Consider the following 25,132-nt stretch of genomic DNA (forward strand, 5'->3'; position numbering starts at 1 on the left):
CATGTCGACTGACACGTCAGCCGAAATCAAGATCTTTGAACGCCGCGAATCCGAGGCCCGCAGCTACTGCCGGGGCTTCGACACCGTCTTCACCTCGGCCCGGGGCTCGGAAATGACCGACACCCAGGGACGCAGCTATATCGACTTTCTCGCCGGCTGCTCGTCGCTGAACTACGGCCACAACGATCCGGACATGAAGATCGCCCTGATCGAGCATCTGACCGATGATGGGCTGGCCCATGCGCTGGACCTGCACACCGACACCAAGGCCGCGTTCCTTCAGGCGTTCGAAACCCATATCCTGAAGCCGCGCGATCTGGATCACCGGGTCATGTTCACCGGACCGACCGGCGCCAACGCCGTCGAGGCGGCGATGAAACTGGCGCGCAAGGTGACCGGGCGCACCAATATCGTGGCCTTCACCAACGGGTTTCACGGCGTCACCCTGGGCGCGCTGGCGGCCACCGGCAACGGTTATCACCGCGGCGGCGCGGGGATCGAGCTGCACGGCGTCACGCGGATGCCCTTCGACGGCTATTTCGGCGAGGGCGTCGATACCGCCGATTTCCTTGAGGCGATGCTGCGCGACACCTCCAGCGGCCTCGACGCGCCGGCGGCGATCCTGCTGGAAACCGTGCAGGGCGAAGGCGGGCTGAACGCGGCGCGCCCCGAGTGGATCAAGCGCGTTGCCGACCTGGCCCACGAGCATGGCGCGCTGCTGATTATCGACGACATTCAGGCTGGCTGCGGCCGCACCGGAACCTTCTTCTCCTTCGAAGAGATGGGATTCGTGCCCGACATCGTGACGATGGCGAAATCCATCTCGGGCTTTGGCCTTCCGATGGCCCTGACGCTGGTGCGCCCGCAATACGACGTGTTCGGCCCGGCCGAGCATAACGGCACCTTCCGCGGCAACACCCACGCCTTCGTCACCGCCCGCGTGGCGATCGAGAAATTCTGGGCCGACGACGCGTTCCAGAAAACGTTGGTCGAAAAGGCGATGATCCTGACCACCGCCCTGGGCGAGCTGGCCGAGATGATCCCCGGCGCACGGTTGAAAGGTCGCGGGCTGATGCAGGGGGTCGATGTCGGCTCGGGCGAGCTGGCCGGCCGGATCTGCGCCCATGCCTTCGGCAAGGGGCTTGTCATCGAGACCTCGGGCCCCGAAGATGAAGTGGTCAAGGTTCTCGCCCCCCTCACCACGCCGGAGGATGTCTTCCGCAAGGGGTTGAACATCCTGCTGGAAGCGGCCCGCGAGGTCCTGTCCGAAGAACCCAAAAGCATTGCAGCGGAGTAACAACCGATGATCGTTCGCGACTTCAACGAAATCACCAAGACCGAGCCCAATCGCGTCGTCTCCGACGCACAATGGTCCTCGGTTCGGATGCTGCTGGCCGACGACGGGATGGGGTTTTCCTTCCACATCACCTTTCTTGAGGCCGGCTCGGAACATACGTTCCATTACAAGAACCACTTCGAGAGCGTCTATTGCATGCAGGGCAAGGGCTCGATCACCGATCTGGCCACCGGCGAGACATACGAGATCAAGCCGGGCGTGATGTATGCTCTGAACGAGCATGACAAGCACACCCTGCGCGCTGAGGAAGAGCTGGTTATGGCCTGCTGCTTCAACCCGCCGGTGACCGGCAACGAGGTGCATCAGGCCGACGGCTCCTACGCGCTGGAATCGGCCTGAGCCACCTGCCCCGGAACTGAACAAAGGAGGCCCGGCGCACACCGCCGGGTAATCCCCCCCGTGAGTTTTCCCAACCATACCGTCGAGAAAATCGGCGGCACCTCCATGAGCCGTATCCGCGAGCTGCGCGATACGCTTTTCATCGGCCCCCGCAAGGATGCCGAGTTGTATCACCGTATCTTTGTTGTCTCTGCATTCGGCGGCATCACCAACCTGCTGCTGGAGCACAAGAAGACCGGCACGCCCGGCGTCTATGCGCTGTTTGCCAATGACGACAACGGCCACGACTGGCTGGACGGGCTGACCCGCGTGGCCGACGCCATGCGCGAGGCGCACAGCGCCGTGCTCGATCATCCCGCCGACCTGACCGCCGCCGACGAGTTCGTGCGCGAGCGGATCGAAGGCGCACGCTCGTGCCTGTTCGATCTGCGGCGGCTGTGCTCCTACGGGCATTTCCGCCTGTCGAGCCACATGATGGTGATCCGCGAGCTGCTGTCGGGTCTGGGCGAGGCGCATTCCGCCTTTGCCACCACGTTGCTGCTGCAACGCGCCGGTGTGAACGCCCGGTTCGTCGACCTCAGCGGCTGGCGCGACGAAGAGGAGCACAGCCTGAAAGAGCGTATTCTCGCCGGCCTGGACCAGGTCGACCTTGCCACCGAGATGCCCATCGTCACCGGCTATGCCCAGTGCACCGAAGGGCTGATGCGCGAGTTCGACCGCGGCTATTCCGAGGTGACGTTTTCCAACATCGCCGCCCTGACCCAGGCCAACGAAGCGATCATCCACAAGGAATTCCACCTGTCCTCGGCCGACCCGATGCTGGTGGGCGAGGACGCGGTGCGCAAGCTGGGCCACACCAACTACGACGTGGCCGACCAGCTGTCCAATCTGGGCATGGAGGCGATCCACCCCAACGCGGCCAAGACGCTGCGCAAGGCGGGCATCCCGCTGCGGGTGACCAACGCCTTCGATCCGGGCGATCCGGGCACACTGATCGACGATGCCCCGGCCGAAGCGCCGGCAGCCGAGATCGTGACCGGGCTGAACACCTATGCGCTGTCGCTGTTCGAACAGGACATGGTCGGCGTGAAGGGCTATGATCAGAGCGTGCTGGAGATCCTCGCGCGGCACAAGGTGCACATCGTGTCCAAGGGCACCAACGCCAACACGATCACCCACTACCTCGACGCGCCGCTCAAGGCGGTGCGCCGGTCCGAGCACGACCTGACCGAGAAGTTCCCCAATGCCGACGTGACGGTGCAGGGGCTGGCGCTGGTCTCGGTGATCGGCCGCGACCTGAACGGGCTGAACGCCACCCAGGCCGGACTGGCCGCGCTGCAGGCGGCACAGATCACGCCGCTGGCGGTCCAGCACCTGCCGGGCAGTGTCGACATCCAGTTCCTCGTCGCCAAGGACGACCGCGACAGGGCGATCAAGACGCTGCACCGGGCGCTGATCGAAAAGCCGGCGGCGAGCGGCACGCAGCCGATCCGGCTGGAGCGCAAGGCGCCGCCGACACAGGCGCCGGAAACCGGATTTCAGCTCAGCAACGCGAGTTGACAGGGTCGGACAGGGAGGACGGCGCGGGCCTTATGGTCCCGCCCCTTTTGCGTTAATTCCCCACCCCGACAGAGGGCCGCGCCCGCCGGTCACGCCGCAGGCGTGCAGACGATTGCTGGCGCACCTTTGGTGCGATGGGGCCGCATGGCGCCGCCCGGCGGCGGTTCGCGCCTCGATTCCGGGCAAGGCAACCTTGTGCCTCACACCTCCGCCAACCGCAGGTTCGCCCGGATCTGCGCGCGCAGATCGGCCATTGGCCCGTTGACCAGCCTCGCACCGGTCTCCTCGACGATCACCGTGGGCACCGAGGCGACCTGATGCCGCCGCGCCAGCTTGCGATCCGCCTCGACCGCCGAGCGGGTGGCGTCCTGCCCCATGACCCGGCCGAACTCCACCGCATCGAAGCCGGCCTCTGCCGCCACCGCCGCGATGACGCCGGGATCGGCCACGTTGCGCGCCTGGCTGATATGGGCGCGTTGCAGCGCGTCGAACAGGCGTCCGTGGCCCGCCTGCCCCGCCAGCCGCTCGGCCGTCTTGCAGGCCAGCGCCGCCGGCAGCCCGTGCGGATAGTCGAACCGCGCCGTGCGCATGTCCTCGATATTGAACGCATCCGGCCTGTCGCTGGCCGCACGGCAGGCCACCCAATGGCCCAGGATCACCGCCTTGGCCTGCTGCATCGAGCCGAAGACCGCCACCATCTGCGCCGGGCTGTCCTGCAACACAAAGCTGCGGTGACGCACCTTTAGGCCGAACTCCTCCGCCAGCCGGTGCAGCCGCGGCGAGAGATTGAAGCACCACCCACATACCACGTCGTGATAGAAATCGAGGGTCAGCCGGGTCATGTCCTGTTTCCTTGTCCTGAAAAGTCCATCGGCAGAATGACCGGACAAATCACCGCGAATAAGCACGGCCCGCGCAACTCACTCTTAACGCAGGCTGAGGAATGCCCTGTCGCGCACGACCCGTTTCTCTGCTAGCCTTGGGTCTGGCGCGCCGCGAACAGGGATCAGAGCATGGACAAGCTGTCGGTGATGAAGGCCTTTTGCCGCATCGTCGAGCGCGGCAGTTTCAGCCGCGCGGCCGAGGATCTGGGCGTTTCCGCCGCGCTGCTCAGCCGCGACGTGAAACTGCTGGAGCAAAGCCTCGGCTGCACCCTTCTGACCCGCACGACACGCACCATGTCGCTGACCGGGAACGGGCAGCTTTACTATGACGAGGCGCGCCGCCTGCTCGCCCAGGTGGCCGAGATGGAGGACCGGGTGCGGGAGGGCGCGGGCACCGTCGCCGGGCGGCTTCGGGTGAACGCGCCGCACTCTTTCGGCGTCACCGCGCTGGCCCCCATCCTGCCCGGTTTTCTCGCCCGGAACCCCGATCTGAACCTGACCCTGTCGCTCGACGACCGCGTTGTCGATATGATCGAGGGCGGCTTCGACCTGTCGATCCGGGTGCGGCCCGACATGCCCGATTCCAGCCTGATCGCCCGCCCCATCGCGCCGGTGCGTCAGGCGCTTTTCGCCGCCCCCGCCTACCTTGACGCGCATGGCATCCCGCAGGCCCCGCAGGATCTGACAGACCACCAGACGCTGGAATTCCTGCTCTCCTCCGCCACCGGCCAGTGGGAGATGACCGGCCCCGAAGGGGTCATCCCCGTGCCGCTGCATTCGCGCCACATGATCGGCTCCAGCCTGGTGCTGCGCGACATGATGATCGCCGGGATGGGCATCGGCGCGCTGCCCGATTTCATCTCCAACGCGCCCGAGGCCAAGGGCGATCTGATCCGGGTGCTGCCCGACCACGACCTGCCACCGCGCCATGTCTACGCGGTCACCGCCTCGCGCCTCGCCGCCGATGCGAAAACGGCGGCCTTCCTCGATTTCCTGCAAACCGCACTGCGCAGTCCGCGCTGACATTCTTCAATACTCGTTAAGAGTGACTTGCGCCCGGGCCGGTTATTCCGCGCCCGGTCAACAGGCATCTTTCCGGCATCGCCAACAAATCCCGGACCGATGCCATGACACCAAAGATCCTCTCCGCCGCCCTGCTGGCCCTGACGCTGGCCGCGCCGGCCGCCGCCGATACCGCCACCGTGGGCAGCAGCCCCTGGGGGCCCGCCGACGAGCTCGGCGCGCTCAACCTGATGACCGAGGCCTCGCGCGCCGCGATCCTGTCGCGCCTCGACGGCGGCCGCGCCTTTGACCTGTCGGTCGAATATTTCATCGGCATGCCCGGCTGGCACGCCGCCGGCGATCCCCGCTACCAGTTCTGGATGACCCACACGCCGCGCGGCGCCGCGATCTCCGACCCGCTCGGCGTCGGCGAAGAGATCGGCGCGCATGTCAGCTACACCGGCTCGGCGATCTCGATGTACACCCACACCGGCACCCATATCGACGCGCTGAACCACTTCGGCCTCGACGGCAGGATCTACAACCATTTCGCCGCCGACGACCATCTGGGCGATACCGGCTGGACCGTCACCGGCGCCGAGACCATCCCGCCGATCGTCGCGCGCGGCGTGCTGATCGACGTGGCCGGCGCCAAGGGGCTGGCCATGCTGCCCGAGGGCTACCGCATCACCCGCGACGATCTGATCGCGGCGCTGGCCGCTCAGGGCACCGAACTGGCCAAGGGTGACGTGGTGCTGATCCGCACCGGGCGGATGGCCGATTACGAGGATGCCGGCGCCTATATGCACAACCCGCCGGGTCTCGGGATCGCGGCCGCGCGCTTCCTCGCCGAGGACTCCGGCGCGATGATCGTCGGCGCCGACAACCTGAGCTTCGAGGCCTTCCCCTCCGAGATCGAAGGCAACTACGTGCCGGTCCACACCTATCTGCTGGCCCAGCAGGGCGTCCCGATCATGGAGCTCGTCTATCTCGAAGAGCTCGCCGCCGAGGGCCTCCACGAATTCGCCTTCATCGGCGGCTCGCTCAAGCTGCGCGGCGCCGATGCCGCCCCGATGCGCCCCGTGGCGCTGCCCATCAAGTAACCCTCTCCCTCCCCCGAAAGGATCCCTCCAATGACCAAAGTTCTGGTTCTCTATTACTCCAGCTACGGCCACATCCGTCAGATGGTCGAAGCCGAAGCCGACGGCGCGCGCTCTGTGCCGGGCGTTCAGGTCGATATCCGCCGCGTGCCCGAAACCGTTCCCGCCGAGATCCGCGCGCAAGCGGGCTTCGTCGAGGATGACACCCCCGTGGCGCAGGTCGCCGATCTGCCTGATTACGACGCCATCATCATCGGCACCCCCACCCGGTTCGGCAATATGGCGGCGCAGATGAAACAGTTCTTCGACATGGCCGGCGGGCTCTGGGCGCGGAACGCGCTGGTGGGCAAGGTCGGCGGTGTCTTCACCTCGACCGGCTCGCAACACGGCGGGCATGAGGCCGCCATACTCTCCACCCAGTTGCCGCTGATGCACATGGGGATGCTGGTGACCGGGCTACCCTATACCTTCGCCGGCCAGACCCGGATGGACGAGATCGTGGGCGGCTCGCCCTATGGCGCGGGCACCGTGGCGGGCGGCGACGGGTCGCGCCAACCCAGTGAGACCGAGCTGGAGGGCGCCCGGTTCCAGGGCCGCCACGTGGCGCAGATCGCCGCACGGCTGGCCGCTTCGGCGCCCGCCTCAGCCGAAACCGAAGCCGCCTGAGCGCGGCCCGGCGGGGCGGCGAGCGCCCCGCCCATTCCCTTTCACAGGAGGCTCCGATGTCCCGCAGCACCGATCTGATCCTTACCGCGCTGGCCCCGGCGATCTGGGGCAGCACCTATTTCGTGACCACCGAGTTCCTGCCGCAGGGCTACCCGGTGACGCTGGCGGTGCTGCGCGCGCTGCCCGCCGGGCTTCTGCTCCTGTTGGTCGTCCGCCACCTGCCGCCGCGCGCCTGGCTCGGCCGGGTGCTGCTGCTGGGCGCGTTCAACTTCGCCATCTTCTGGGTGCTGCTCTTCGTCGCCGCCTACCGCCTGCCCGGCGGGGTGGCGGCGACGCTGGGGGCGACGCAGCCGCTGATCGTGCTGGGGCTGGCAAGGCTGGCGATGGGCCATCCAATACGCGCCCTCTCGGTGCTGGCCGCCCTCGCGGGCCTCGGCGGCGTGTCGCTGCTGGTGCTGCGCGGCGGCGCCGCGCTCGATCCGCTCGGTGTGGCGGCGGGTCTCGGCGGGGCGGCGTCGATGGCCGCCGGCACCGTCTTCAGCCGTAAATGGCAGCCCCCCGTTCCACCGCTCACCTTCACCGCCTGGCAGCTCACCGCCGGCGGGCTGCTGCTGATCCCGGTGGCGCTGTTGACCGAGCCGCCGCTGCCCACGCTCTCCACCGAAAACATCGGCGGAATGCTCTATCTCGGCCTGATCGGCGCCGCGCTGACCTATCTTTTGTGGTTCCGCGGCATCGCCCGGATCGACCCCGGCGCGCTCTCGATGCTGGGGATGATGAGCCCGGTCACCGCCGTGCTGCTGGGCTGGGGCCTGCTGGGGCAGGCGCTGAGCCCGATGCAGATGGCGGGCGCCGTGACGGTGCTGGGTTCGGTCTGGCTGGGCCAGCGGGCGGCGCGCGGACCGCTGCCCCGCCGCGCGCGCGCCCGCCCGGCCTAGGCGCCGGTGCGGATCATGTCGGCGGCCTTCTCGGCGATCATGATGGTGGGCGAATTGGTGTTGCCCGAGGTGATCCGCGGCATCACCGAGGCGTCCACCACCCGCAGCCCCTCGATCCCTTTGACCCGGCACTGCGGATCGACCACCGCGCCCGCATCGACACCCATCCGCGCGGTGCCGACGGGGTGGAAGATCGTGGTACCCACATCGCCGGCGGCGCGCATCAGATCCTCGTCGCTCTGGTATTCCAGCCCCGGCCGAAACTCCTCGGGCCGGTACTTCGCCAGAGGGTCCGCCGCCATCACCCGCCGCGTCAGCCGGATCGCCCGGGCGGCAACCTGCCGGTCGGCCTCGACCGAAAGATAATTCGGCGCGATCTCGGGCGCGTCGCCAGGGTTCTGCGACACGATCGAGACATGGCCGCGACTCTCCGGGCGCAGATGGCAGACGCTGGCGGTCACCGCCGGGAAATCGTCCAGATCCTGACCGAAGGCGGGCAATGACAGCGGCTGCACGTGATATTCCAGATCCGGCGTCTCCACATCGGGCGAGGAATAGGCAAAGCCGCCCAGCTGGCTCGGCGCCATTGACATCGGGCCCGAGCGGAACAGGGCGTATTCCATCCCGATCTTCGCCTTGCCCCAGAGAGTGGCCGACAGCGTGTTCAGTGTCCTGGCCCCGGTTACCTTGTAGGCGCAGCGCAGTTGCAGATGGTCCTGCAGGTTGCGCCCCACCTCGGGCGCCTCATGCACCATGTCGATGCCGTGCTCTTGCAACAGGTCCCCCGGCCCCACGCCGGACAACTGCAAAAGCTGCGGCGAGCCGATGGCCCCGGCCGACAGGATCACCTCGCGCCGCGCGCTCAACCGCTCGCCGCCGATCAGTTCCACCCCTGTCGCCCGCCGCCCCTCGAAGGTGATCCGCGCGCATTGCGCCCCGGTGCGCACCGTCAGGTTGGCCCGGTCCCGCACCGGCGACAGGAACCCCTTGGCCGTGTTCCAGCGCCAGCCCTTGCGCTGGTTCACCTCGAAATAGTTGACCCCGAAATTGTCGCCGGTGTTGAAATCGTCGCGCTTCGGAATGCCGGTCGCCTCGAAGGCGTCGGCGATATCGTCGAGGACGTCCCAGCGCAGCCGCTGCTTTTCCACCCGCCACTCGCCGCCCGCGCCGTGCTCCTCCGACGCCCCGGCGTGATGGTCCTCCGACTTCAGGAAATAGGGCAGCACATCGTCCCAGCCCCAGCCGGTGCAGCCGAGCTGCCGCCAGGTGTCATAGTCGCGCGCCTGCCCGCGCAGATAAAGCATCCCGTTGATCGACGAGCAGCCGCCCAGCACCTTGCCGCGCGGATAGCCCAGGCTGCGCCCGTTCAGCCCCGGCTCAGCCCGGGTCTTGAAACACCAGTCGGTGCGCGGATTGCCGATGCAATAGAGATAGCCGACCGGGATATGGATCCAGTGGTAATTGTCGCGCCCGCCCGCCTCCAGCAGCAACACGCGGCTGTCGCGGTCCTCGCTCAGCCGGTTGGCCAGAACGCAGCCCGCGCTGCCGCCGCCGACGATGATGTAATCGTAATCCTGCCCGCTCATACCCATGCCTCCCCCTCATTCCGATTGACGCCGATCCTGTGTCACAATCCCGCCGGGGTCCAGACCGGGCGGGCCAGATTGCGGTTCCAACGGCGCATCAACTGCCATATGGTCCGCAGCGCGGCGCACCACGGGAGAGCCATGTCGAGATTTGACGGATACGTACTGCGCCAGCTTCTGGTGCTGTTTTCGTTCTTCCTGCTGGTTCTGGTGGGTGTGCTATGGATTTCCCGCTCGGTCAGCTTGTTTGACAAGCTGATCGGCGGCGGGCAGTCGGCGCTGGTGTTTCTGGAATTCACCACCCTGTCGCTGCCGACACTGATCCGCACGGTGATGCCGATGGCGGCCTTCGGCGCCGCGGTCTATGCCACCAACCGGCTCAGCCGCGACAGCGAGATGACCGTGATGCTCGCCACCGGGGCGAGCCCGCTTCGGCTGGGCCGCCCCGTGCTCTATTTCGGGCTGGTGGCGGCGCTGATGATGGGCATTCTGACCACCTATCTGCGCCCGGCCTCGATCCAGCAGCTCGAACAGCGCCAGGCCGAGGTCTCGCGCGATCTCACCGCGCAACTGCTGAACGAGGGCAGTTTCATGCACCCGGCCGACGGGGTGACCTTTTACATCGGCAAGATCGACAGCGACGGCACCCTCAACGACGTGTTCCTGTCCGACCGGCGCGATCCGTCCCACCCGATCACCTATACCGGCGCGCGCGCCTTTCTGGTGCGCGACGGGGCGCGGATCAATCTGGTGATGATACAGGGCATGGCGCTGCGCTATGACGCCGGGGGCAACACCCTCTCGACCACGGTGTTCGAGGATTTCTCTTACGACATCAGCGCCATGGCCGCCGGCCGCGACGAGCTGACGCGCAACATCCGCGGCGTTCCGACCGCCGATCTGATCAGCCCCGCCGGACGCGAGCGGATCCTGAGCGAAGAGAGATATTCCAGCGGCCAGATCGCCGAGGAACTGCATGAGCGTCTGGCCTGGATCTTCATCTGCATTGCCACGCCTCTGGTGGGATATGCCACGCTGATGCTGGGCGGATTCTCGCGCTTCGGCCTCTGGCCGCAGGTGCTGGGCGCCTTCGGCATCCTTCTGGTTCTCGAGGCGCTGCGCGGGCTGGCCACCCCGATGGTGGTCGAACGGCCGCAGATGTGGTGGCTGCTGTACCTGCCCAGCGTGGCCGGGCTGGCGCTGGCCGCCGTGTTCCTGCGCCTGGCCGGGCGGCCGATCCGCCTGCTGATGCGCCGGGACAAGCCAGGGGCGTGACCGGGCCGGACACCGCCCGCCCCGGCACATTCCCGTTGAACAATCGCTGCGAAGGTGTATTGAGACCCCGCCGGAGCGCGGCGGAAGATCCAGGCGTCGCGCGCCCGGCGAATGTGGGCCCCGGCCGGGGCGTCAGGGCGCCGGGCGATGCCGTGCAAACCCCGGTTCCGCCCGTTATACTCGGCCGGAGAAATGAAACGCGACGTGGCGGACCCGTGACCATGCAGCTTTCCATCGTGATCCCGATGCACAACGAGGCCGAGAACGTCTCGGCGCTGGTGCGCGAGATCGACAGCGCCTGCGCCGGGCTGCCCGATAAGGAACTGATCCTGGTCGATGACGGCTCTTCCGACGACACCGCGAAACTGATCCGCGCCCTGCAGGACGAGTTTCCCTGGCTGCGGCTGGTGCAGCACCCGCGTGCCGGCGGCCAGTCTGCGGCGGTGCACAGCGGCGTTCTGGCCGCGCGCGGGCAGGTGATCTGTACGCTGGACGGCGACATGCAGAACCCGCCGTCAGAGATCCCGAAACTGGTGGCGCCGCTGCTCGCCGCCGATGCGCCCGACGATCTGGGGCTGGTCGCCGGCCAGCGGGTCAAGCGGCAGGATACCTGGTCGAAAAAGATCGCCTCAAAGCTGGCCAACGGGCTGCGCGCCTGGATGTTGAACGATCACACCCGCGACACCGGCTGCGGGCTCAAGGCGTTTCGCCGCGATGCCTTTCTCCGGCTGCCGTTCTTCAACCACATGCACCGCTATCTGCCGGCACTGTTCGCCCGCGACGGCTGGCAGGTGGCGCACGTGGACGTCTCGCACCGCGAACGCGGCGGCGGCACCTCGAAATACAACAACCTGCAGCGGGCACTGGTCGGCATCTATGACCTGATCGGGGTCGCATGGCTGATCCGCCGCGCCAAGACCGTGCGCCCGGTGGACCCGGCGGCCCGGGATCGGGACGAGGGGACCGCCGCGTGATCGAAACGATGCTGAGCTTCTTCAAGGTCGACACAAGGGCCGAGCTGATCTGGGTGGTCATCGGGATTGGGGCGCAACTACTGTTCTCGATGCGCTTCATCATCCAGTGGATCGCCTCCGAAAAGCAGCGCCGATCGGTGGTGCCCGAGCTGTTCTGGTGGTTCTCGATCACCGGCGGGCTGACCCTTCTGGCCTATGCGATTCACCGGCAGGATCCGGTCTTTATCCTCGGCCAGTCGCTGGGCGTGGTGATATATCTCCGCAATCTCTGGCTGATTTATGCTGAAAAACGCACCACGCGCCAAGGCTCCTGATCCGCTCTGGACCGGCGTTGCGGTTATCGCCGCGATCACGCTGTATCGCGTGGTGATGCTCGGCTTTTCCAGCGCCGAGCTTTTCGTCGACGAAAGCCAGTACTGGCAATGGGGGCAGGAGCTCGACTGGGGCTATTATTCCAAGCCGCCGCTGATCGGCTGGGTGCTGCGCGCCTTCAACGAGCTGTCGGGCAGCGACAGCACCTTCTGGGTGCGCCTGCCCGGGGTGCTGTTCCAGGCCACCACGGCACTGATCCTGATCGGCGCGGCGCGCGAGGTGACGGACCGGCGCGCGGCGACCATGGTGGGGGTGGCCTATGTCACCCTGCCGGTGGTCGCGGTCGGCGCGCTGCTGATCTCCACCGACTCGATCCTGCTGCCGTTCTTTGCCGGGGCGCTCTGGCTCTATCTGACACTGGCGCGCAGCCCCTCGGCACCGCGTGCTCTGGCGCTCGGGCTCTGTCTCGGGCTGGGGATGCTGGCCAAATACGCCGCGATCTATTTCGTGATCGGCGCCGGGATCGGCGCGGCGCTGCTGCCCCCGGCGCGGATCGCCTGGCGCGACGCAGCCCTCGCCGCTCTCGCCTTTCTGCTGGTGATCGCGCCCAATCTGGTCTGGAACCTGCAAAACGACCTCACCACGCTGTCGCATACCGCCGACAACGTCGACTGGGTGCGCCGGCCGGGCGTCCACCTCAATCCGCAGGGCGCGGTGGAGTTCCTGCTGGCGCAGTTCATGGTGATGGGTCCGGTCCTGTTCGGCGCCTACCTGCTGATCGCCGCCCGCAGCCTTGCCCGCCCGGACTGGCAGCCGCGCTGGCTGGTCTGGATGTCGGCACCGACGCTGGTCCTGGTAACGGGTCAGGCGCTGCTGTCCAAGGCCTATGCCAACTGGGCGGTCACCGCCGTGGCAGCCGCGCTGTTGCTGGTGGTGCCGGTGCTCTGGCACCGGGCGCGGATGTGGCTCTGGGCCGGGCTGGCGCTGAACCTCGCCGCCACCGCCTTTCTGCCCTTCGCCGCCACCCAGGCCACCAACTGGACCCGCGCCAGCGACGGCCGGCTGCTGATGCGCCGCTACGTCGGTCAACAGGCGATGAGCGCGCGCATCCTCGAAGAGGCCCGCAAACAAGGCGTCAGCGCCGTGGTCTCGGGCAACCGCCATCTGCTGGCCGATCTCTTTCACGCGGCCAAGGGTAGCGGGATCCATATCTACGCCGTCCCCATGCCCGAACACCCGCCGCATTTCTACGCTCAGAAGCATCCCTATCCGGCCGACCGCAGGGGGTCGTTCCTGTTTGCCACGCTGGGCGATACGCCGCCCTGCCCCGGCGCGCCGCCGGTGGCGACCTGGAAACCCGGACCCGGCATCTTTGCCCCGAATACCCTGTCGCTCTTTCTGCGCGACACCACCTGCTGGCCGGCTGCCGACTGATCCCGATCAGCGGAACAGATAGGCGGTGATCCCCAGCGCATCCGCGCCGCCCAGGCCAAAGCCCTCCACCCGCCCGATCACCTCGCCCTGGCGCGAAACGGCGATGTCGAAATCCGCCCGCCGGCGATCCTCGACAAAGACCAACGCGCAGCCCGCCCCCGCGTCCGGCACCGCCCCCGCCGCCTCCTCCGGGCCGACAAAGTGCGGCAGTTTCCGGCTCAGCAGCATCAGCGACGGCTCGCCATAACCGACCGAGAGATAGGCCGGATCCTCGCACATCCCGGCCGCCTGCACGTAGAGGCCGGCCAGCGCGTTTGAGGGCCAGATATGCCCGAACCGGGCCAGATGGCCGAACAGGCTCACCGACAACCCCAGCGACAACAGCCCCATGCCCAGCACAACACGCAGCCGCGCGCGCGCCCGCATCGCCGTCCAGACCGACCAGATCCCCGCCAGCGACAGCGCGATGCCCAGCGCCCAAAGGACGCTCGGCCCGGTGCCGTATTGCAGCGAAAAGATCAGCGGCGCCGCCCCCAGCAGCAGCGCCAGCGCCAGCATCGCCGCCAGGAACAGCCGGTAGGGCCGGCTCAGCGGCCCGTCAGGCCGCGCCAGCCAGCCCGCCGCCGCCAGAACCGCCAGCGCCGGATAGGTCGGCATCACGTAATGGATCAACTTGGTCGCGGTGATTTCAAACACCAGCCAGCTTGGCAGGATCCAGGCCAGGCAGAACAGGACCGCAGGCTCGCGCCGGGCGCTCCAGCCATACCACAGTCCAAACGGCAGCAGGATCGAGGCCGGCCAGAAGGTCAGCCAGACCGCCAGCGCATAGGCGCCCGGCGGCGCGCCGTGGCTCTCCTGTCCCTCGCCGATCTTGCCGATCAGGTCGCGGCCCAGCGCCTCGGCCCAGAAGGCATCGCCGGATTTCACCGTGATCGCCACATACCAGGGCAGCACGATCGCCACGAACAGCAGCAGCCCCCGGCCCCAGCGCAACGGCGCCAGCCAGCGCACCCCGCGCCGCAGGACGATCAGCGCCAGCACCGTCAGCCCCACCACCATCGGCCCGATCGGCCCCTTGATCAGCATCGAGGCGCCCATCGCGCCCCAGAACAGCCAGGGCCAGCCGCCGCGCACCGCCTCGGCCCCGCGCATGTGCAGCCGCGCCAGCACCAGCTGCGCCGCCAGCACCGTGGCCAGCAGCGTCGCATCGGTCTTGGCCAGCCGCGCCTCGCCGCCCAGCACGAAACAGACCGCCATCAGCAGCGCCGCCAACAGCGCCGCCTGCGCCCCCACCAGCGACAGCGCGATCAGATAGGTCAGAAGACAGGCCGCCACCGCCATCGCCAGCGACGGCAGGCGATAGACCCAGATCTCGGTCGCGTGGCTTTCCCCAACCAGTTTCACCGCCGCCGATTGCAGCCAGTAGATGCCCACGGGTTTCTTGTACCGTGTCCCCTCGCCCAGCCGGATATCGATGTAATCCCCGCTTTGTGCCATCTGGCGCGAGGCCTGGGCAAAGCGGGTCTCGTCCCGGTCGATCGGCGGCAGGCTGAAGAACCCGGGCAGAAACATCAGCAGCGCGAACAGCGCGACAAAGATCATCGGCCGCGCCGGCCGGTCCGCCGCCAGCCCCGCCAGGGCCAGCTCTGTGCGATCACGCCAAGTCACCTGCGTCTCCCGCCTTGGTTTTCCGCCTTTCTCTCTGGCCGAAACCGCTCCGCATTGCAATCCGCCCGCCCGTCGCGTCATCTCTCGCCCATAGGCCCGCCGAAGGCCTCGCGGCACTGCCGCCGCCCCCCGCGGTCGTCCGGAAACGCCCTGCGCTGTCGTTTTCTGCATCGACGCGGGTCTGCCCGCTGATAGGCTTGACGGAAAATATCGACCCGACAGGACCGCCATGACCACCGATCCGCTGCTCCAGCCCTATCAGCTCAAACACCTCACCCTGAAGAACCGGATCATGACCACCGCGCATGAACCGGCCTATGGCGAGGACGGGCTGCCCAAGGACCGCTATCGCGCCTATCACGTCGAGCGCGCCAAGGGGGGCGTGGCGATGGTGATGACGGCAGGCTCGGCGCTGGTCTCGCGCGACAGCCCGGCCTCTTTCGGCAATCTTCAGGCCTGGCGCGACGAGGTGGTGCCGTGGATGGCCAGTCTGGCCGACGAATGCCACGGATACGGCTGCGCGGTGATGATCCAGCTCACCCACCTGGGCTGGCGCACCGGCTGGAACAAGGCCGACTGGCTGCCGGTCGTCGCCCCCTCGCCCCTGCGCGAGCCGGCGCACCGCGCCTTTCCAAAGGTTCTAGAGGACTGGGACATCGCCCGCATCGTCACCGACTATGCCGACGCCGCAGAACGGATGCAGGCGGCCGGGCTAGACGGTATCGAGCTGGAGGCCTACGGCCACCTGATGGACGCCTTCTGGTCGCCGCGCCAGAACAAGCTGGAGGCGCCCTGGAACGGTGATCTGTCCGCGCGGATGAAATTCTCGCTCGACGTGCTCAGCGCCATCCGTGACCGGGTCGGCCCCGGGTTCATCGTCGGTGTCCGCTACACCGCCGACGATCTGGCCCCGAACGGCATCACCGCCGAGGACGGGCTGGAGATCGGGCGCAGGCTGCGCGACAGCGGCACCGTCGATTTCCTCAACATCATCAAGGGCCGGGTGGAAACCGACGCCGATCTCACCGACGTGATCCCGGTGCAGGGGATGCGCAGCGCACCGCATCTGGATTTCGCCGGCCGCGTGCGGGCCGAGGTGGGGCTGCCCACCTTTCACGCCGCCCGCATTCCCGATGTGGCCACCGCCCGCCATGCGGTCGCCGAGGGGCTCTTGGACATGGTCGGCATGACCCGGGCGCATATCGCCGATCCGCATATCGTGCAAAAGATCATGGCCGGGCGCGAGGACGAAATCCGGCCCTGCGTTGGCGCCACCTATTGCCTCGACCGGATCTATCAGGGCGGCGAGGCGCTGTGCATCCACAACGCCTCCACCGGACGCGAGCTGACCGTGCCGCATGCCATCGCCCCCGCCACCGACCGCAAACGCGTGGTCATCGCCGGCGCTGGCCCGGCGGGACTGGAGGCCGCGCGGGTGGCCGCCCTGCGCGGTCACGAGGTCATCGTGTTCGAGGCCGCCCCCGACCCCGGCGGGCAGGTGCGGCTGACCGCGCAAAGCCCGCGCCGGCGCGAGATGATCGGCCTCATCGACTGGCGCATGGCGCAATGCGCCGCCCATGACGTCGCCTTCCGCTTCAACACCTATGCCGAGGCCGGGGATATCCTGGACCTCGCCCCCGACGTGGCCATCGTCGCCACCGGCGGCCTGCCCGACACCGAGGTTCTTGAGGAGGGCAACGATTTGGTGATCTCCGCCTGGGACATCATCGCTGGCGACGTGGCGCCGGGCGCGCGGGTGCTGGTCTATGACGACGCGGGCGACCCGCCGGCACTGCAGGCGGCCGAGATCATCGCCAATGCGGGCGCCCATGTGGAGATCATGACGCCCGACCGCAGTTTCGCGCCCGAGGTGATGGGGATGAACCTGGTCCCCTACATGCGCAGCCTGCAGGACAAGGACGTGCGCCTTACCGTCACCTACCGGCTGAAAGCGCTGCACCGTGAGGGCAACGCGCTCCGCGCCGTGATCGGCACCGATTACTCGGCCCACCGGGAGGAGCGGCTGTTCGATCAGGTGGTGGTCAACCACGGCACGCGGCCGCTGGACGAGCTGTATTTCGACCTCAGGCCGCGGTCGCGCAACCGCGGCGCGGTGGACTATCAGGCGCTGATCGACGGCGCGCCGCAACCGGGGTGCCAAGGTGCCGGGGGCGATTTCCTTCTGTACCGGATCGGCGATGCGGTCTCGGCGCGCAACACCCACGCGGCGATCTACGATGCGCTAAGGCTGGCGCGTACGATCTGAGCGAAAAACTGTACGAAACGGCGTGCCCCGCCGGGCCGGTCACGGTTTCGGATGATCATCGAACTCGTCACTGAGGATGCGGCGGCTGTCTCCTTCGGGGTCGTCGTACTGGCCGCTCCGCACCGTATAGAGAAAGGCCACCAGCCCCACAGCGCCCAGCGTCAGCGAGATCGGGATCAGGTACGAAAGCATTTCCATCGGGTCACCTCAACCGTAGCGCGTTCAGCGAGACCGTAATCGACGACGACGACATCGCCAATGCGGCAATCAGCGGCGTCGCCAGCCCTGCGACCGCCAGCGGCACCGCGATCAAGTTGTAGACCGTGGCGATGCGGAAATTCTCGCGGATCCGGCGGGTCGCCTTCTGCGCGGTGACGCAGGCATCGGCGATCGGTGTCAGATCCTGGCCCAGCAGCACGATGTCAGAGGCGACGCGCGCGGCGTCCAGCGCCGAGGCCGGCGAGATCGAGACATGGGCGGCGGCAAGCGCGGCGGTATCGTTCAGCCCGTCGCCCACCATCAGGACGGTCCTGCCCTCCTCGGTCAGGTGGGCGATGCGCGCGGCCTTGTCCTGCGGCAGCGCCTCGGCCACCCATCTGGCGATGCCCAGACGCTGCGCCAGCGCCTCGACCGCGCCGGCGGTATCGCCCGAGATCAGCAGCACCTCCTTGCCGGTCTCGCGCAGCGCGGCGACCGCCGCGGCCGCACCGGGACGCAGCGCGTCGGAGAAATAGAACGGGCGCGGATCGCCCTCGCCCACCGACAGCCAGGCGGCGGTTTGTGCGCCCTGTTCGGCCCCGACCCAGCCCGCCCGGCCCAGACGCACGGTGCGCCCGCGCCAGATGCCCTGGGTGCCATACCCCGGCACCTCGATCACGTCCGACAGGGTGGCGGGCCTGATCCCGGCGGCGCGCGCCGATTTGACCAACGCGACGGACAGCGGATGCGACGACCCCTCGGCCAGCGCCAGCGCGATCTCAAGATCGGCGCGGGTGTGATCGCCGGAATTGGTCAGCTCCGGCGTGCCGGCGGTCAGTGTGCCGGTCTTGTCGAACACCACGGTATCGACCTGCGCAAGCCGCTCCAGCGCGGTGGAATGCTTGATCAGCATGCCCTTGCGGAACAGGCGCCCCGAGGCGGCGGTGGTCACCGCCGGCACCGCAAGGCCCAGCGCGCAGGGACAGGTGATGATCAGGACGGCGGCGGCGATGTTCAGCGCGGTGCGCAGATCCCAGGTGTAGAGATACCAGCCGACAAAACTGAGCGCCGAGAGGATATGCACGCCCGGCGCGTAGAGTTTCGCCGCCTTGTCGGCCAGCGAGGTATAGCGCGAGCGGCCCGATTCAGCGATCGCCACCAGATCGGCGATCCGGTGCAGCGAGGTATCCTCGCCCACCGCGCTGGCGCGCACCGTGAGCGGGCCGGTCAGGTTGACCTCGCCCGCCGAGACGCCCAGCCCCGGCTCGGCAAAGACCGGCACGGTTTCGCCCGTCAGCAGCGAGCGGTCGAGTTCCGAGCGCCCCTCGATGATCTCGCCATCCACCGGCATCCGCCCGCCGGGACGCACACGGATCAGATCGCCGATCCTGAGTTCGGCCACCGAAACCTCCTCTTCGCTGCCGTCCGCCGTCAGCCGCAGGGCGCGGGGCACCTCCAGCGCGGTCAGCTCCTCGGCGGCCGAGCGGGCCACGGCGCGGGTGCGATAGTCCAGGTAACGGCCCGCCAACAGAAAGAACGTAAGCGTGAGGGCGGCATCGAAATAGGCATGCGCGCCCGAGAGCGAGGTTTCCCAAAGCGATGTGGCCAGCGCCAGAACGATGGCCAGGACGATCGGCACATCCATGTTCAGCCGCCGCACCCGCAGCGCGCTCCAGGCGTTGCGGAAGAACGGCTGCGCCGAAAAGGCGATGGCCGGCAGCGTGATCGCGGCCGAGATCCAGTGGAACATGTCCCGCGTCGCATCGGTCGCCCCGGACCAGACCGAGACGGACAACAGCATCACGTTCATCGAGGCAAACCCGGCGACCGCCAGCCGCATCAGCAGGTCGCGCCCGGCGCGGTCGGTCTGGGTCGCCTGCAGCGCGCCGGCATCCAGCTCATGCGCCTCATATCCCGCGCGCTCCAGCACCGGGATCAGGTCGGCGGCGCGCACATCCGGGTCGGCCTCGATCATCGCGCGTTTCAGCGTCAGATTGACCCGAGCCGACTGCACGCCCGGGGCTGCCGCCAGTTCCCGTTCGACTGTGGAGATGCAGGCCTGGCAATGGATGCCGGGCAGCGACAGGGCGATACGGGCGTCCTTGGGCGCCTCCTCCACCGGCTGAGCCGGGGCGGCGAGGCAGCCGGGACAGGCGGCGGCCGAAGGGGGGCGGAGTTCAGCGGTCATGGGGATACCCGCGGTTGAGAACAAGGAAGGCCGATCAGATGTTCCGCAGACAAGCGCGCCGCAGGCGCGCCGCCCCCGTCCCCCGCGGGGCGGGGGCGAGGCCGCAGAACCAAGGTTCGCTGCGCAAGGCTGTCACGGCCCGGCGGCCTCCACCAGCTTTGCGCCCGCCGCATCGAAGCGGCGGTCGGCCGGGCGCTCGGACCCGCGCGGGTGGAGGGGAATGCGGTCATCTCAGCCTTTCACAAAGAACACCAGGCGCTGGGTGAATTCGGTGCCGTTCCCGGCCAGCGCCTTGAGGCGCAGATCCCATTTCCCCGGGCGCAGTTCGGCCGGGGCGACATAGGCGGTCCCGTCGAATTCGAAGGCCGGTGCGACATCGTCCCGCCGCTCGGTCGCGCGGCCGACGGTGGCCTCGATCCTGGCGGCGCGGACCGGGGCGCCGGCGCTATCGGTCACCGCCATGATCACCAGCCCGCCGGTATAGGACACGTTGACGGTCCAGCCCAGAGCCTCCTGCGCGGCGCGGCGGTCATCGAACTCCTGACTGGCGACATAGGAATTCCTGACCTCCAGCCCGGGAAAGGTGCTGATCGCGCTGTAGGCCAGCGTGAGATTCACCGCGATGATCACCCCGAAGGCGCCGACAAAAAGCATCAGCGCATGGCGCCCCGTGAATTTGCGTTCCGACATGGTCAGTTTGCCCGGCCGTTGAAGGTGCTGTCCTTGTACGCGCGCTCGCCGCTGGCCAGATCCTCGATCCAGAAGCGGATATCGGTCGCTTCTGCGTTGGAGGGAACCGATCCTTTGGGCGAGACCACATAGACCCGTTGAAGATGCGCGGTATCGGCCGGAACCTCAACCGAGTCGTAGGGCGTCCCCTCGAGCTGGATCCGCAGGGTCGGATCGCCCACCACCGACAATTTGAATGGCCGCGGCTCGCCATGCTTGTTGCGCAGCCGGATGTCATAGGTGTTGCGGATCGAGCCGTCCGACAGGGTGACGAAGGTCGGGTTGCGCACCGGCGCCACGGTCAGGTCGATATCAGAACGGATAAACAGCGCGAAGACCAGCCCGAAGCCCACCAGCGCCCAGAGCGTGGTATAAAGGATCGTGCGCGGGCGCAGAATGTGTTTCCAGATGTTCTTGGGCGCGTTGCCCGATCGTTCCGAGGGTTCGTCGCTGAGCGCCATATAGTCGATCAGTCCGCGCGGCTTGCCGACCTTGGCCATCACATCGTCGCAGGCGTCGATGCATAGCCCGCAGGTGATGCAGGCCAGTTGCTGGCCATCGCGGATGTCGATGCCCATCGGACAGACGTTGACGCAAGCCATGCAGTCAATGCAATCGCCAAGCTGTTCGGCGCCTTCGGCCTTGCGATGCTTGCCGCGCGGCTCGCCGCGCCATTCGCGGTAGCCGATGGTGATGGTATCCTCGTCCATCATCGCCGCCTGGATGCGGGGCCAGGGACAGGCATAAATGCAGATCTGTTCGCGCGCGAAGCCGCCGAAGAAAAACGTGGTGGCGGTCAGCACCGCGATCGTCGTGTAGGCGACCGGATGGGCGCTGAGCGTGAAGAGGTCGACGAACAGCGTCGGGGCATCGGTGAAATAGAACACCCAGGCCCCGCCGGTGGCTACCGAGATCAGCAGCCAGGCGATCCACTTGGTGAGCCGCAGCCGCGTCTTGCGGAAATCCAGTTTCTTCTGCCGGTGCAGGCGCAGCCGGGCGTTGCGGTCGCCCTCGATCCAGCGCTCGACCAGGATGAACAGGTCGGTCCACACGGTCTGCGGGCAGGCATAGCCGCACCAGACCCGGCCCAGCGCCGAGGTGAACAGGAACAGCCCCAGCCCCGCCATGATCAGCAGACCGGCGACGAAATAGAACTCATGCGGCCAGATCTCGATCCAGAGGAAATAGAAGCGCCGGTTGGCCAGGTCGAGCAGTACCGCCTGATCCGGAAGGCTGGGCCCCCGGTCCCAGCGGAACCAGGGCATGACATAATAAAGGCCCAGCATGAGGGTGAGCAGAACCCACTTCAGATTGCGGAACTTGCCTGAGACGCGGCGCGGAAAGATCGGCTCCCGGGCGGCATAAAGGCTGGAGGTGGGATTGGAATCGCTCACGGACATACTCCGGCTGGGCATTTGGGGTTGCGGCCTTGTCACATCTGGCGCGGCCGCACACTTTGATTTGTATCAAAAATGCGCATCGGCAAGGCAGGTTTGGAATGTGCTCTTGTGACGCGGGGCTCACCCGGCCGCAAGGGACGATGCCGCCCGCGCCTCGCGCCGCAACCAGGCGACAAAGGCCCGGGCCGCCGGTCGCAGCACACCGGGGCGGGTGACGACGTGATAATAGGCGTCATGGCGCATCTCGAACAGCTCGACCAGCCGGCCGGCGGCGAGGTCGGGCTCGACAAAGAGCCGCACAGTGATCAACACCCCCTGCCCCTGCCGCGCGCTTTCCAGCATCAGGTTGCCGGGCAGCTGGATGCGGCGGCGTGCGCCCCCGGGCGCCGCGCCATGGGTTTCCAGCCAGGTGCTGGCCTCGTTAGTGCCCAGTTCCTCGATCCAGGGCAGATCGATCAGGTCGGCCGGGCTGTCGATCCGGCGGCCCTGCAACAGCGTCGGCGCGGCCACCACGATCAGCGGCGCCGGCAGCAATACCTCGCTGTGCAATCCCGGCCAGCCGCCCGCGCCGTGGCGGAGCGCCAGATCGATGCCCCCCGGGGTCAGATCGATGAGCTGCGGCGAGGGATCGACGCGCAGGCTGATATCGGGGTGCGCCTGGGAAAAAACTGCGAGCCGCGGCAACAACCAATAGCCCGCGAAGCTGGGCGTGACCGAGACGTGCAGCGGCCGGTCGGCGCCGCGACCGGACAGATCCTGCACCGTTGCGGCGATGGTGCCAAAGCCCAGCGCCAGCGAATCGGCCAGTTGCCGACCCTGCGCGTTCAGCCGCAGCGCCCGGCCAGACCGGTCCATCAGCGGCAGACCCATATGACGCTCAAGCGCGCGCAAATGCTGGCTCACTGCGGCGTGGCTGATGTTCAGCGACGCGCCGGCGCGGGCCAGATTGCCCGTCTCGGCAAAGGCCGCAAAGGCGCGCAGGGCGGCGAGAGGCGGCATGGTGAGCCAGTCCATATGTAAGCCCCACTTACAGATTGGAATTCCAATTGAATCGCATCATTCCCCGTTTTGGTCAAGTCTGCATGGACATATCGCCCGCAACCCGAGGAGAGGACCATGATCACCATCTATGCCCAGAGTTTCATGACCGCCACCCGCACCGGCTGCGTCCGGATGCGGGGCGTGCCGCCCGCCAAACCCGCCGGCCAGCGCCGCCGCTGGCTGCCGAAGGGGCATTGGTGGGTGGAGAAATCGCGCTGCAAGGACCCGACCCGGCTGTAAGCCACGGCCCGAAACGAACGAACCCGCCCATATCCGAAGATATGGACGGGCCCGGCCACAGGTTTATACTTTCACTCACTAACTGGTCGGCGCCGGCTTCTCAGGAAACGCGCGAACAGATCGAAAAGCCGGCGCCGTGCCTCCGGACCGCAGGGACGGTCCGAAGGTATCTCTCATCACAGGTTACTCGCCGCCGCCCAGCTGGTGGACATAGATGGCGGCCGCCCGGATCTGGTCTTCGCTCAGACGCAGGCCCCAAGCGGGCATCACGCCAAAGCGGCTGTTGGTGACGGTTTCCTTGAGGGTGTCGAAATCGCCGCCATAGAGCCAGATCGCATCGGTCAGGTTCGGTGCGCCCTGGGTCCGGTCGCCGGTGCCGTCGTCCATGTGACAGGCCGCACAGTTGTCCGCGAACACCACCGCGCCCGCCTCGACCTGCGCCGCGTCCTGCGGCGTGCCCGACAACGACATGACATAGTTCACCACCTGGTCGATCTCGTCCCCGGCCAGCAGTTCGTCACGACCGAAGGCGGGCATCTGGGAATACCGCGCATCACCGTCGTCCTCGTTGCGGACGCCGTGAGAGATCGTGGCATGAATATCCTCGATGTTGCCGCCCCAGAGCCAGTCGTCGTCCAGCAGGTTGGGATAGCCTTTGGCACCGGCCGCGCCGGAACCGTGGCACTGGGCGCACCAGGTCTTGAACACCGCCGAACCGGCCGAAACAGCATAGCTGTTCAGTTCGGGATCCGCCGCGATCTCGGTCAGTTCGGCCGAAACCAGCCGTTCGTTGATCGCCGCATTGGCCTCGGCCACCGCGTCGATCTCTTTCTGGACATTGGCCCGGGTAGACCAGCCCAACAGACCCGCTGTCGCGGATTTGACGCCCGGCCAGGCCGGATAGGCGATGCTGTAGCCGATGGCCCAGACAATACAGGCGTAGAACACCCAGACCCACCAGCGCGGAAGCGGATTGTTGAACTCTTCGATCCCGTCCCAGCTGTGGCCGGTCGTTTCCGGATCGCCCTTGTGCTTTTGAGGGGCTTTGCTCATGTCCTCGCCTCCTTGTCCGTGGCGGGTTTGTCGTCGTGCCTGAACGGAATGTCGGCCGTGTCGTTGTAGGTCTTGCTGCTGCCCGGGCGGAACACCCAGACGATAATGCCCACAAAGAAGGCGAACAGCGCCAACAGCACCCAGCTATCTGCGAATTGCCTCAGGAGTGTGTAGATTTCCATGACACCCTCCCTCAGCGGCTTGCGTCGGGCGTGAAGGTCGAGAAATCGACCAGAGTCCCGAGCATTTGCAGATAGGCGATCAGCGCGTCGGCTTCGGACAGGCCAGGCTGACCGTCGAAGTTCGACACCGTCACCTTGTCGCCATACCGCTCGATCAGACCGTCATAATCGCTGTCCGGGTCGCCCTGGGCCAGAAAGTCGGCCTGGGCATTTTCCAGCATCTCGTCGGTATAGGGAACGCCGACAAAGGCATGCGTGGACATCACGTCCTGGATGTAACGCCCGTCGATCACACGATCCTCGAGAAAGCGATATTTCGGCATGACGGATTCCGGCACCACCGATTGCGGGTTGCGCAGGTGATCCACATGCCACTCGTTCGAGTAGCGGCCGCCGACGCGGGCCAGATCCGGCCCGGTCCGCTTGGACCCCCACTGGAACGGATGGTCGTACATCGACTCCGCCGCCAGGCTGTAGTGGCCATAGCGTTCGACCTCGTCCCGCATCGGGCGGATCATCTGGCTGTGGCACACATAGCAGCCTTCGCGCACGTAGATTTCGCGTCCGGCCAGTTCGAGCGGGGTGTAGGGACGCATCCCGTCCACCTTCTCGATGGTGTTTTCCAGCCAGAACAGCGGTGCGATCTGCACGATGCCGCCCACGGTCACGACCAGGAAGCTGAACACCAGCAGGAGGGTCGCGTTGGTCTCGATTATTTTATGTTTGTCGAGAATTGCCAT

24 protein-coding genes are annotated in these 25,132 nt (G+C 67.2%); 13 read left to right on the plus strand and 11 right to left on the minus strand.

All coding sequences use genetic code 11. The features are described from left to right. Window position 1 precedes the first annotated feature (1 nt). The 3 genes from ectB to E1832_RS21980 are packed head-to-tail and all read left to right on the plus strand — an operon-like array spanning window position 2 to window position 3,256. Window positions 2-1,297, plus strand: coding sequence for a diaminobutyrate--2-oxoglutarate transaminase (ectB, locus tag E1832_RS21970; RefSeq protein ID WP_133361921.1), 1,296 nt, complete (start codon window positions 2-4; stop codon window positions 1,295-1,297). 6 nt (window positions 1,298-1,303) lie between these two features. Beyond that, window positions 1,304-1,696 (plus strand): ectoine synthase, encoded by a 393-nt coding sequence (locus E1832_RS21975; RefSeq protein ID WP_133361922.1) that lies wholly within the window; start codon window positions 1,304-1,306, stop codon window positions 1,694-1,696. A gap of 60 nt (window positions 1,697-1,756) precedes the next feature. Continuing rightward, window positions 1,757-3,256 carry an aspartate kinase gene (locus tag E1832_RS21980; protein ID WP_133361923.1) on the plus strand — a complete coding sequence of 500 codons (1,500 nt, stop codon included), beginning with the start codon at window positions 1,757-1,759 and terminating at the stop codon, window positions 3,254-3,256. A 200-nt stretch (window positions 3,257-3,456) separates the two neighbouring features. Here the strand turns inward: E1832_RS21980 and E1832_RS21985 are convergent, their stop codons facing one another. Next, on the minus strand, window positions 3,457-4,098 hold the full coding sequence (locus E1832_RS21985) for a DsbA family oxidoreductase (protein ID WP_133361924.1): 642 nt from the start codon (window positions 4,096-4,098) through the stop codon (window positions 3,457-3,459). Between the two features lie 171 nt (window positions 4,099-4,269). Here E1832_RS21985 and E1832_RS21990 point away from each other — a divergent pair, with 171 nt between their 5' ends. The 4 genes from E1832_RS21990 to E1832_RS22005 all read left to right on the plus strand — a co-directional run bounded on the left by E1832_RS21990 (window position 4,270) and on the right by E1832_RS22005 (window position 7,846). Next, on the plus strand, window positions 4,270-5,163 hold the full coding sequence (locus E1832_RS21990; protein WP_133361925.1) for a LysR family transcriptional regulator: 894 nt from the start codon (window positions 4,270-4,272) through the stop codon (window positions 5,161-5,163). Between the two features lie 104 nt (window positions 5,164-5,267). Further along, window positions 5,268-6,245: a cyclase family protein gene (locus E1832_RS21995; protein ID WP_133361926.1), complete on the plus strand. Its 978-nt coding sequence runs from the start codon at window positions 5,268-5,270 to the stop codon at window positions 6,243-6,245. A gap of 30 nt (window positions 6,246-6,275) precedes the next feature. Continuing rightward, window positions 6,276-6,908, plus strand: a complete 633-nt coding sequence (gene wrbA, locus E1832_RS22000) for an NAD(P)H:quinone oxidoreductase (RefSeq protein ID WP_133361927.1) — start codon at window positions 6,276-6,278, stop codon at window positions 6,906-6,908. Between the two features lie 56 nt (window positions 6,909-6,964). Further along, a complete protein-coding gene (locus tag E1832_RS22005) occupies window positions 6,965-7,846 on the plus strand; it encodes an EamA family transporter (RefSeq protein WP_133361928.1) in 882 nt (293 codons plus the stop codon). On the opposite strand, the gene E1832_RS22010 is transcribed toward E1832_RS22005, so the two are convergent. Next, entirely contained in the window at window positions 7,843-9,432 is a 1,590-nt protein-coding gene (locus E1832_RS22010) for a GMC family oxidoreductase (protein WP_206021090.1), read from the minus strand. The two genes, E1832_RS22005 and E1832_RS22010, sit on opposite strands and share 4 nt — an antisense overlap. Window positions 9,433-9,573: 141 nt before the next feature. On the opposite strand from E1832_RS22010, the gene lptF reads away from it, so the two are divergent. The 4 genes from lptF (at window position 9,574) to E1832_RS22030 (ending at window position 13,427) form a co-directional block, all read left to right on the plus strand. Continuing rightward, the gene (gene lptF, locus E1832_RS22015) at window positions 9,574-10,707 is read left to right on the plus strand and encodes an LPS export ABC transporter permease LptF (protein ID WP_133361930.1); all 1,134 of its coding nucleotides are present in this window, start codon (window positions 9,574-9,576) and stop codon (window positions 10,705-10,707) included. 221 nt (window positions 10,708-10,928) lie between these two features. Continuing rightward, a complete protein-coding gene (locus E1832_RS22020; protein ID WP_133361931.1) occupies window positions 10,929-11,681 on the plus strand; it encodes a glycosyltransferase family 2 protein in 753 nt (250 codons plus the stop codon). Then, window positions 11,678-11,995 (plus strand): lipid-A-disaccharide synthase N-terminal domain-containing protein, encoded by a 318-nt coding sequence (locus E1832_RS22025; RefSeq protein ID WP_245514083.1) that lies wholly within the window; start codon window positions 11,678-11,680, stop codon window positions 11,993-11,995. The genes E1832_RS22020 and E1832_RS22025 overlap by 4 nt, the downstream gene beginning before the upstream one ends. After that, window positions 11,961-13,427, plus strand: coding sequence for an ArnT family glycosyltransferase (locus tag E1832_RS22030; protein ID WP_133361932.1), 1,467 nt, complete (start codon window positions 11,961-11,963; stop codon window positions 13,425-13,427). Before E1832_RS22025 ends, E1832_RS22030 begins: the two co-directional genes overlap by 35 nt. Window positions 13,428-13,433: 6 nt before the next feature. Here E1832_RS22030 and E1832_RS22035 read toward each other — a convergent pair whose 3' ends face one another. Further along, window positions 13,434-15,095 carry an ArnT family glycosyltransferase gene (locus E1832_RS22035; RefSeq protein WP_165978950.1) on the minus strand — a complete coding sequence of 554 codons (1,662 nt, stop codon included), beginning with the start codon at window positions 15,093-15,095 and terminating at the stop codon, window positions 13,434-13,436. Between the two features lie 229 nt (window positions 15,096-15,324). Between E1832_RS22035 and E1832_RS22040 the strand changes: the two genes are divergently transcribed. After that, window positions 15,325-17,361 (plus strand): NADH:flavin oxidoreductase, encoded by a 2,037-nt coding sequence (locus tag E1832_RS22040; RefSeq protein ID WP_133361934.1) that lies wholly within the window; start codon window positions 15,325-15,327, stop codon window positions 17,359-17,361. A gap of 39 nt (window positions 17,362-17,400) precedes the next feature. Here E1832_RS22040 and ccoS read toward each other — a convergent pair whose 3' ends face one another. The 5 genes from ccoS to E1832_RS22065 form a co-directional block, all read right to left on the minus strand. Next, entirely contained in the window at window positions 17,401-17,559 is a 159-nt protein-coding gene (gene ccoS / locus E1832_RS22045) for a cbb3-type cytochrome oxidase assembly protein CcoS (RefSeq protein WP_133361935.1), read from the minus strand. Between the two features lie 4 nt (window positions 17,560-17,563). After that, the gene (locus tag E1832_RS22050; protein ID WP_133361936.1) at window positions 17,564-19,747 is read right to left on the minus strand and encodes a heavy metal translocating P-type ATPase; all 2,184 of its coding nucleotides are present in this window, start codon (window positions 19,745-19,747) and stop codon (window positions 17,564-17,566) included. Window positions 19,748-19,978: 231 nt separating this feature from the next. Further along, the gene (locus tag E1832_RS22055) at window positions 19,979-20,437 is read right to left on the minus strand and encodes a FixH family protein (protein WP_133361937.1); all 459 of its coding nucleotides are present in this window, start codon (window positions 20,435-20,437) and stop codon (window positions 19,979-19,981) included. A gap of 2 nt (window positions 20,438-20,439) precedes the next feature. Then, the gene (gene ccoG / locus E1832_RS22060; protein WP_206021091.1) at window positions 20,440-21,876 is read right to left on the minus strand and encodes a cytochrome c oxidase accessory protein CcoG; all 1,437 of its coding nucleotides are present in this window, start codon (window positions 21,874-21,876) and stop codon (window positions 20,440-20,442) included. A 120-nt stretch (window positions 21,877-21,996) separates the two neighbouring features. Then, window positions 21,997-22,890 carry a LysR family transcriptional regulator gene (locus E1832_RS22065; RefSeq protein WP_133361939.1) on the minus strand — a complete coding sequence of 298 codons (894 nt, stop codon included), beginning with the start codon at window positions 22,888-22,890 and terminating at the stop codon, window positions 21,997-21,999. 102 nt (window positions 22,891-22,992) lie between these two features. Here E1832_RS22065 and E1832_RS22640 point away from each other — a divergent pair, with 102 nt between their 5' ends. Beyond that, on the plus strand, window positions 22,993-23,157 hold the full coding sequence (locus E1832_RS22640; RefSeq protein WP_165978951.1) for a hypothetical protein: 165 nt from the start codon (window positions 22,993-22,995) through the stop codon (window positions 23,155-23,157). 183 nt (window positions 23,158-23,340) lie between these two features. On the opposite strand, the gene ccoP is transcribed toward E1832_RS22640, so the two are convergent. The 3 genes from ccoP to ccoO are packed head-to-tail and all read right to left on the minus strand — an operon-like array spanning window position 23,341 to window position 25,132. Then, the gene (gene ccoP, locus E1832_RS22070; RefSeq protein WP_133361940.1) at window positions 23,341-24,210 is read right to left on the minus strand and encodes a cytochrome-c oxidase, cbb3-type subunit III; all 870 of its coding nucleotides are present in this window, start codon (window positions 24,208-24,210) and stop codon (window positions 23,341-23,343) included. Next, a complete protein-coding gene (locus E1832_RS22075) occupies window positions 24,207-24,392 on the minus strand; it encodes a cbb3-type cytochrome c oxidase subunit 3 (protein ID WP_133361941.1) in 186 nt (61 codons plus the stop codon). Before E1832_RS22075 ends, ccoP begins: the two co-directional genes overlap by 4 nt. Window positions 24,393-24,403: 11 nt before the next feature. Continuing rightward, entirely contained in the window at window positions 24,404-25,132 is a 729-nt protein-coding gene (ccoO, locus tag E1832_RS22080; protein WP_133361942.1) for a cytochrome-c oxidase, cbb3-type subunit II, read from the minus strand.

This window comes from Antarcticimicrobium luteum, assembly GCF_004358185.1.
Taxonomy (GTDB): domain Bacteria; phylum Pseudomonadota; class Alphaproteobacteria; order Rhodobacterales; family Rhodobacteraceae; genus Antarcticimicrobium; species Antarcticimicrobium luteum.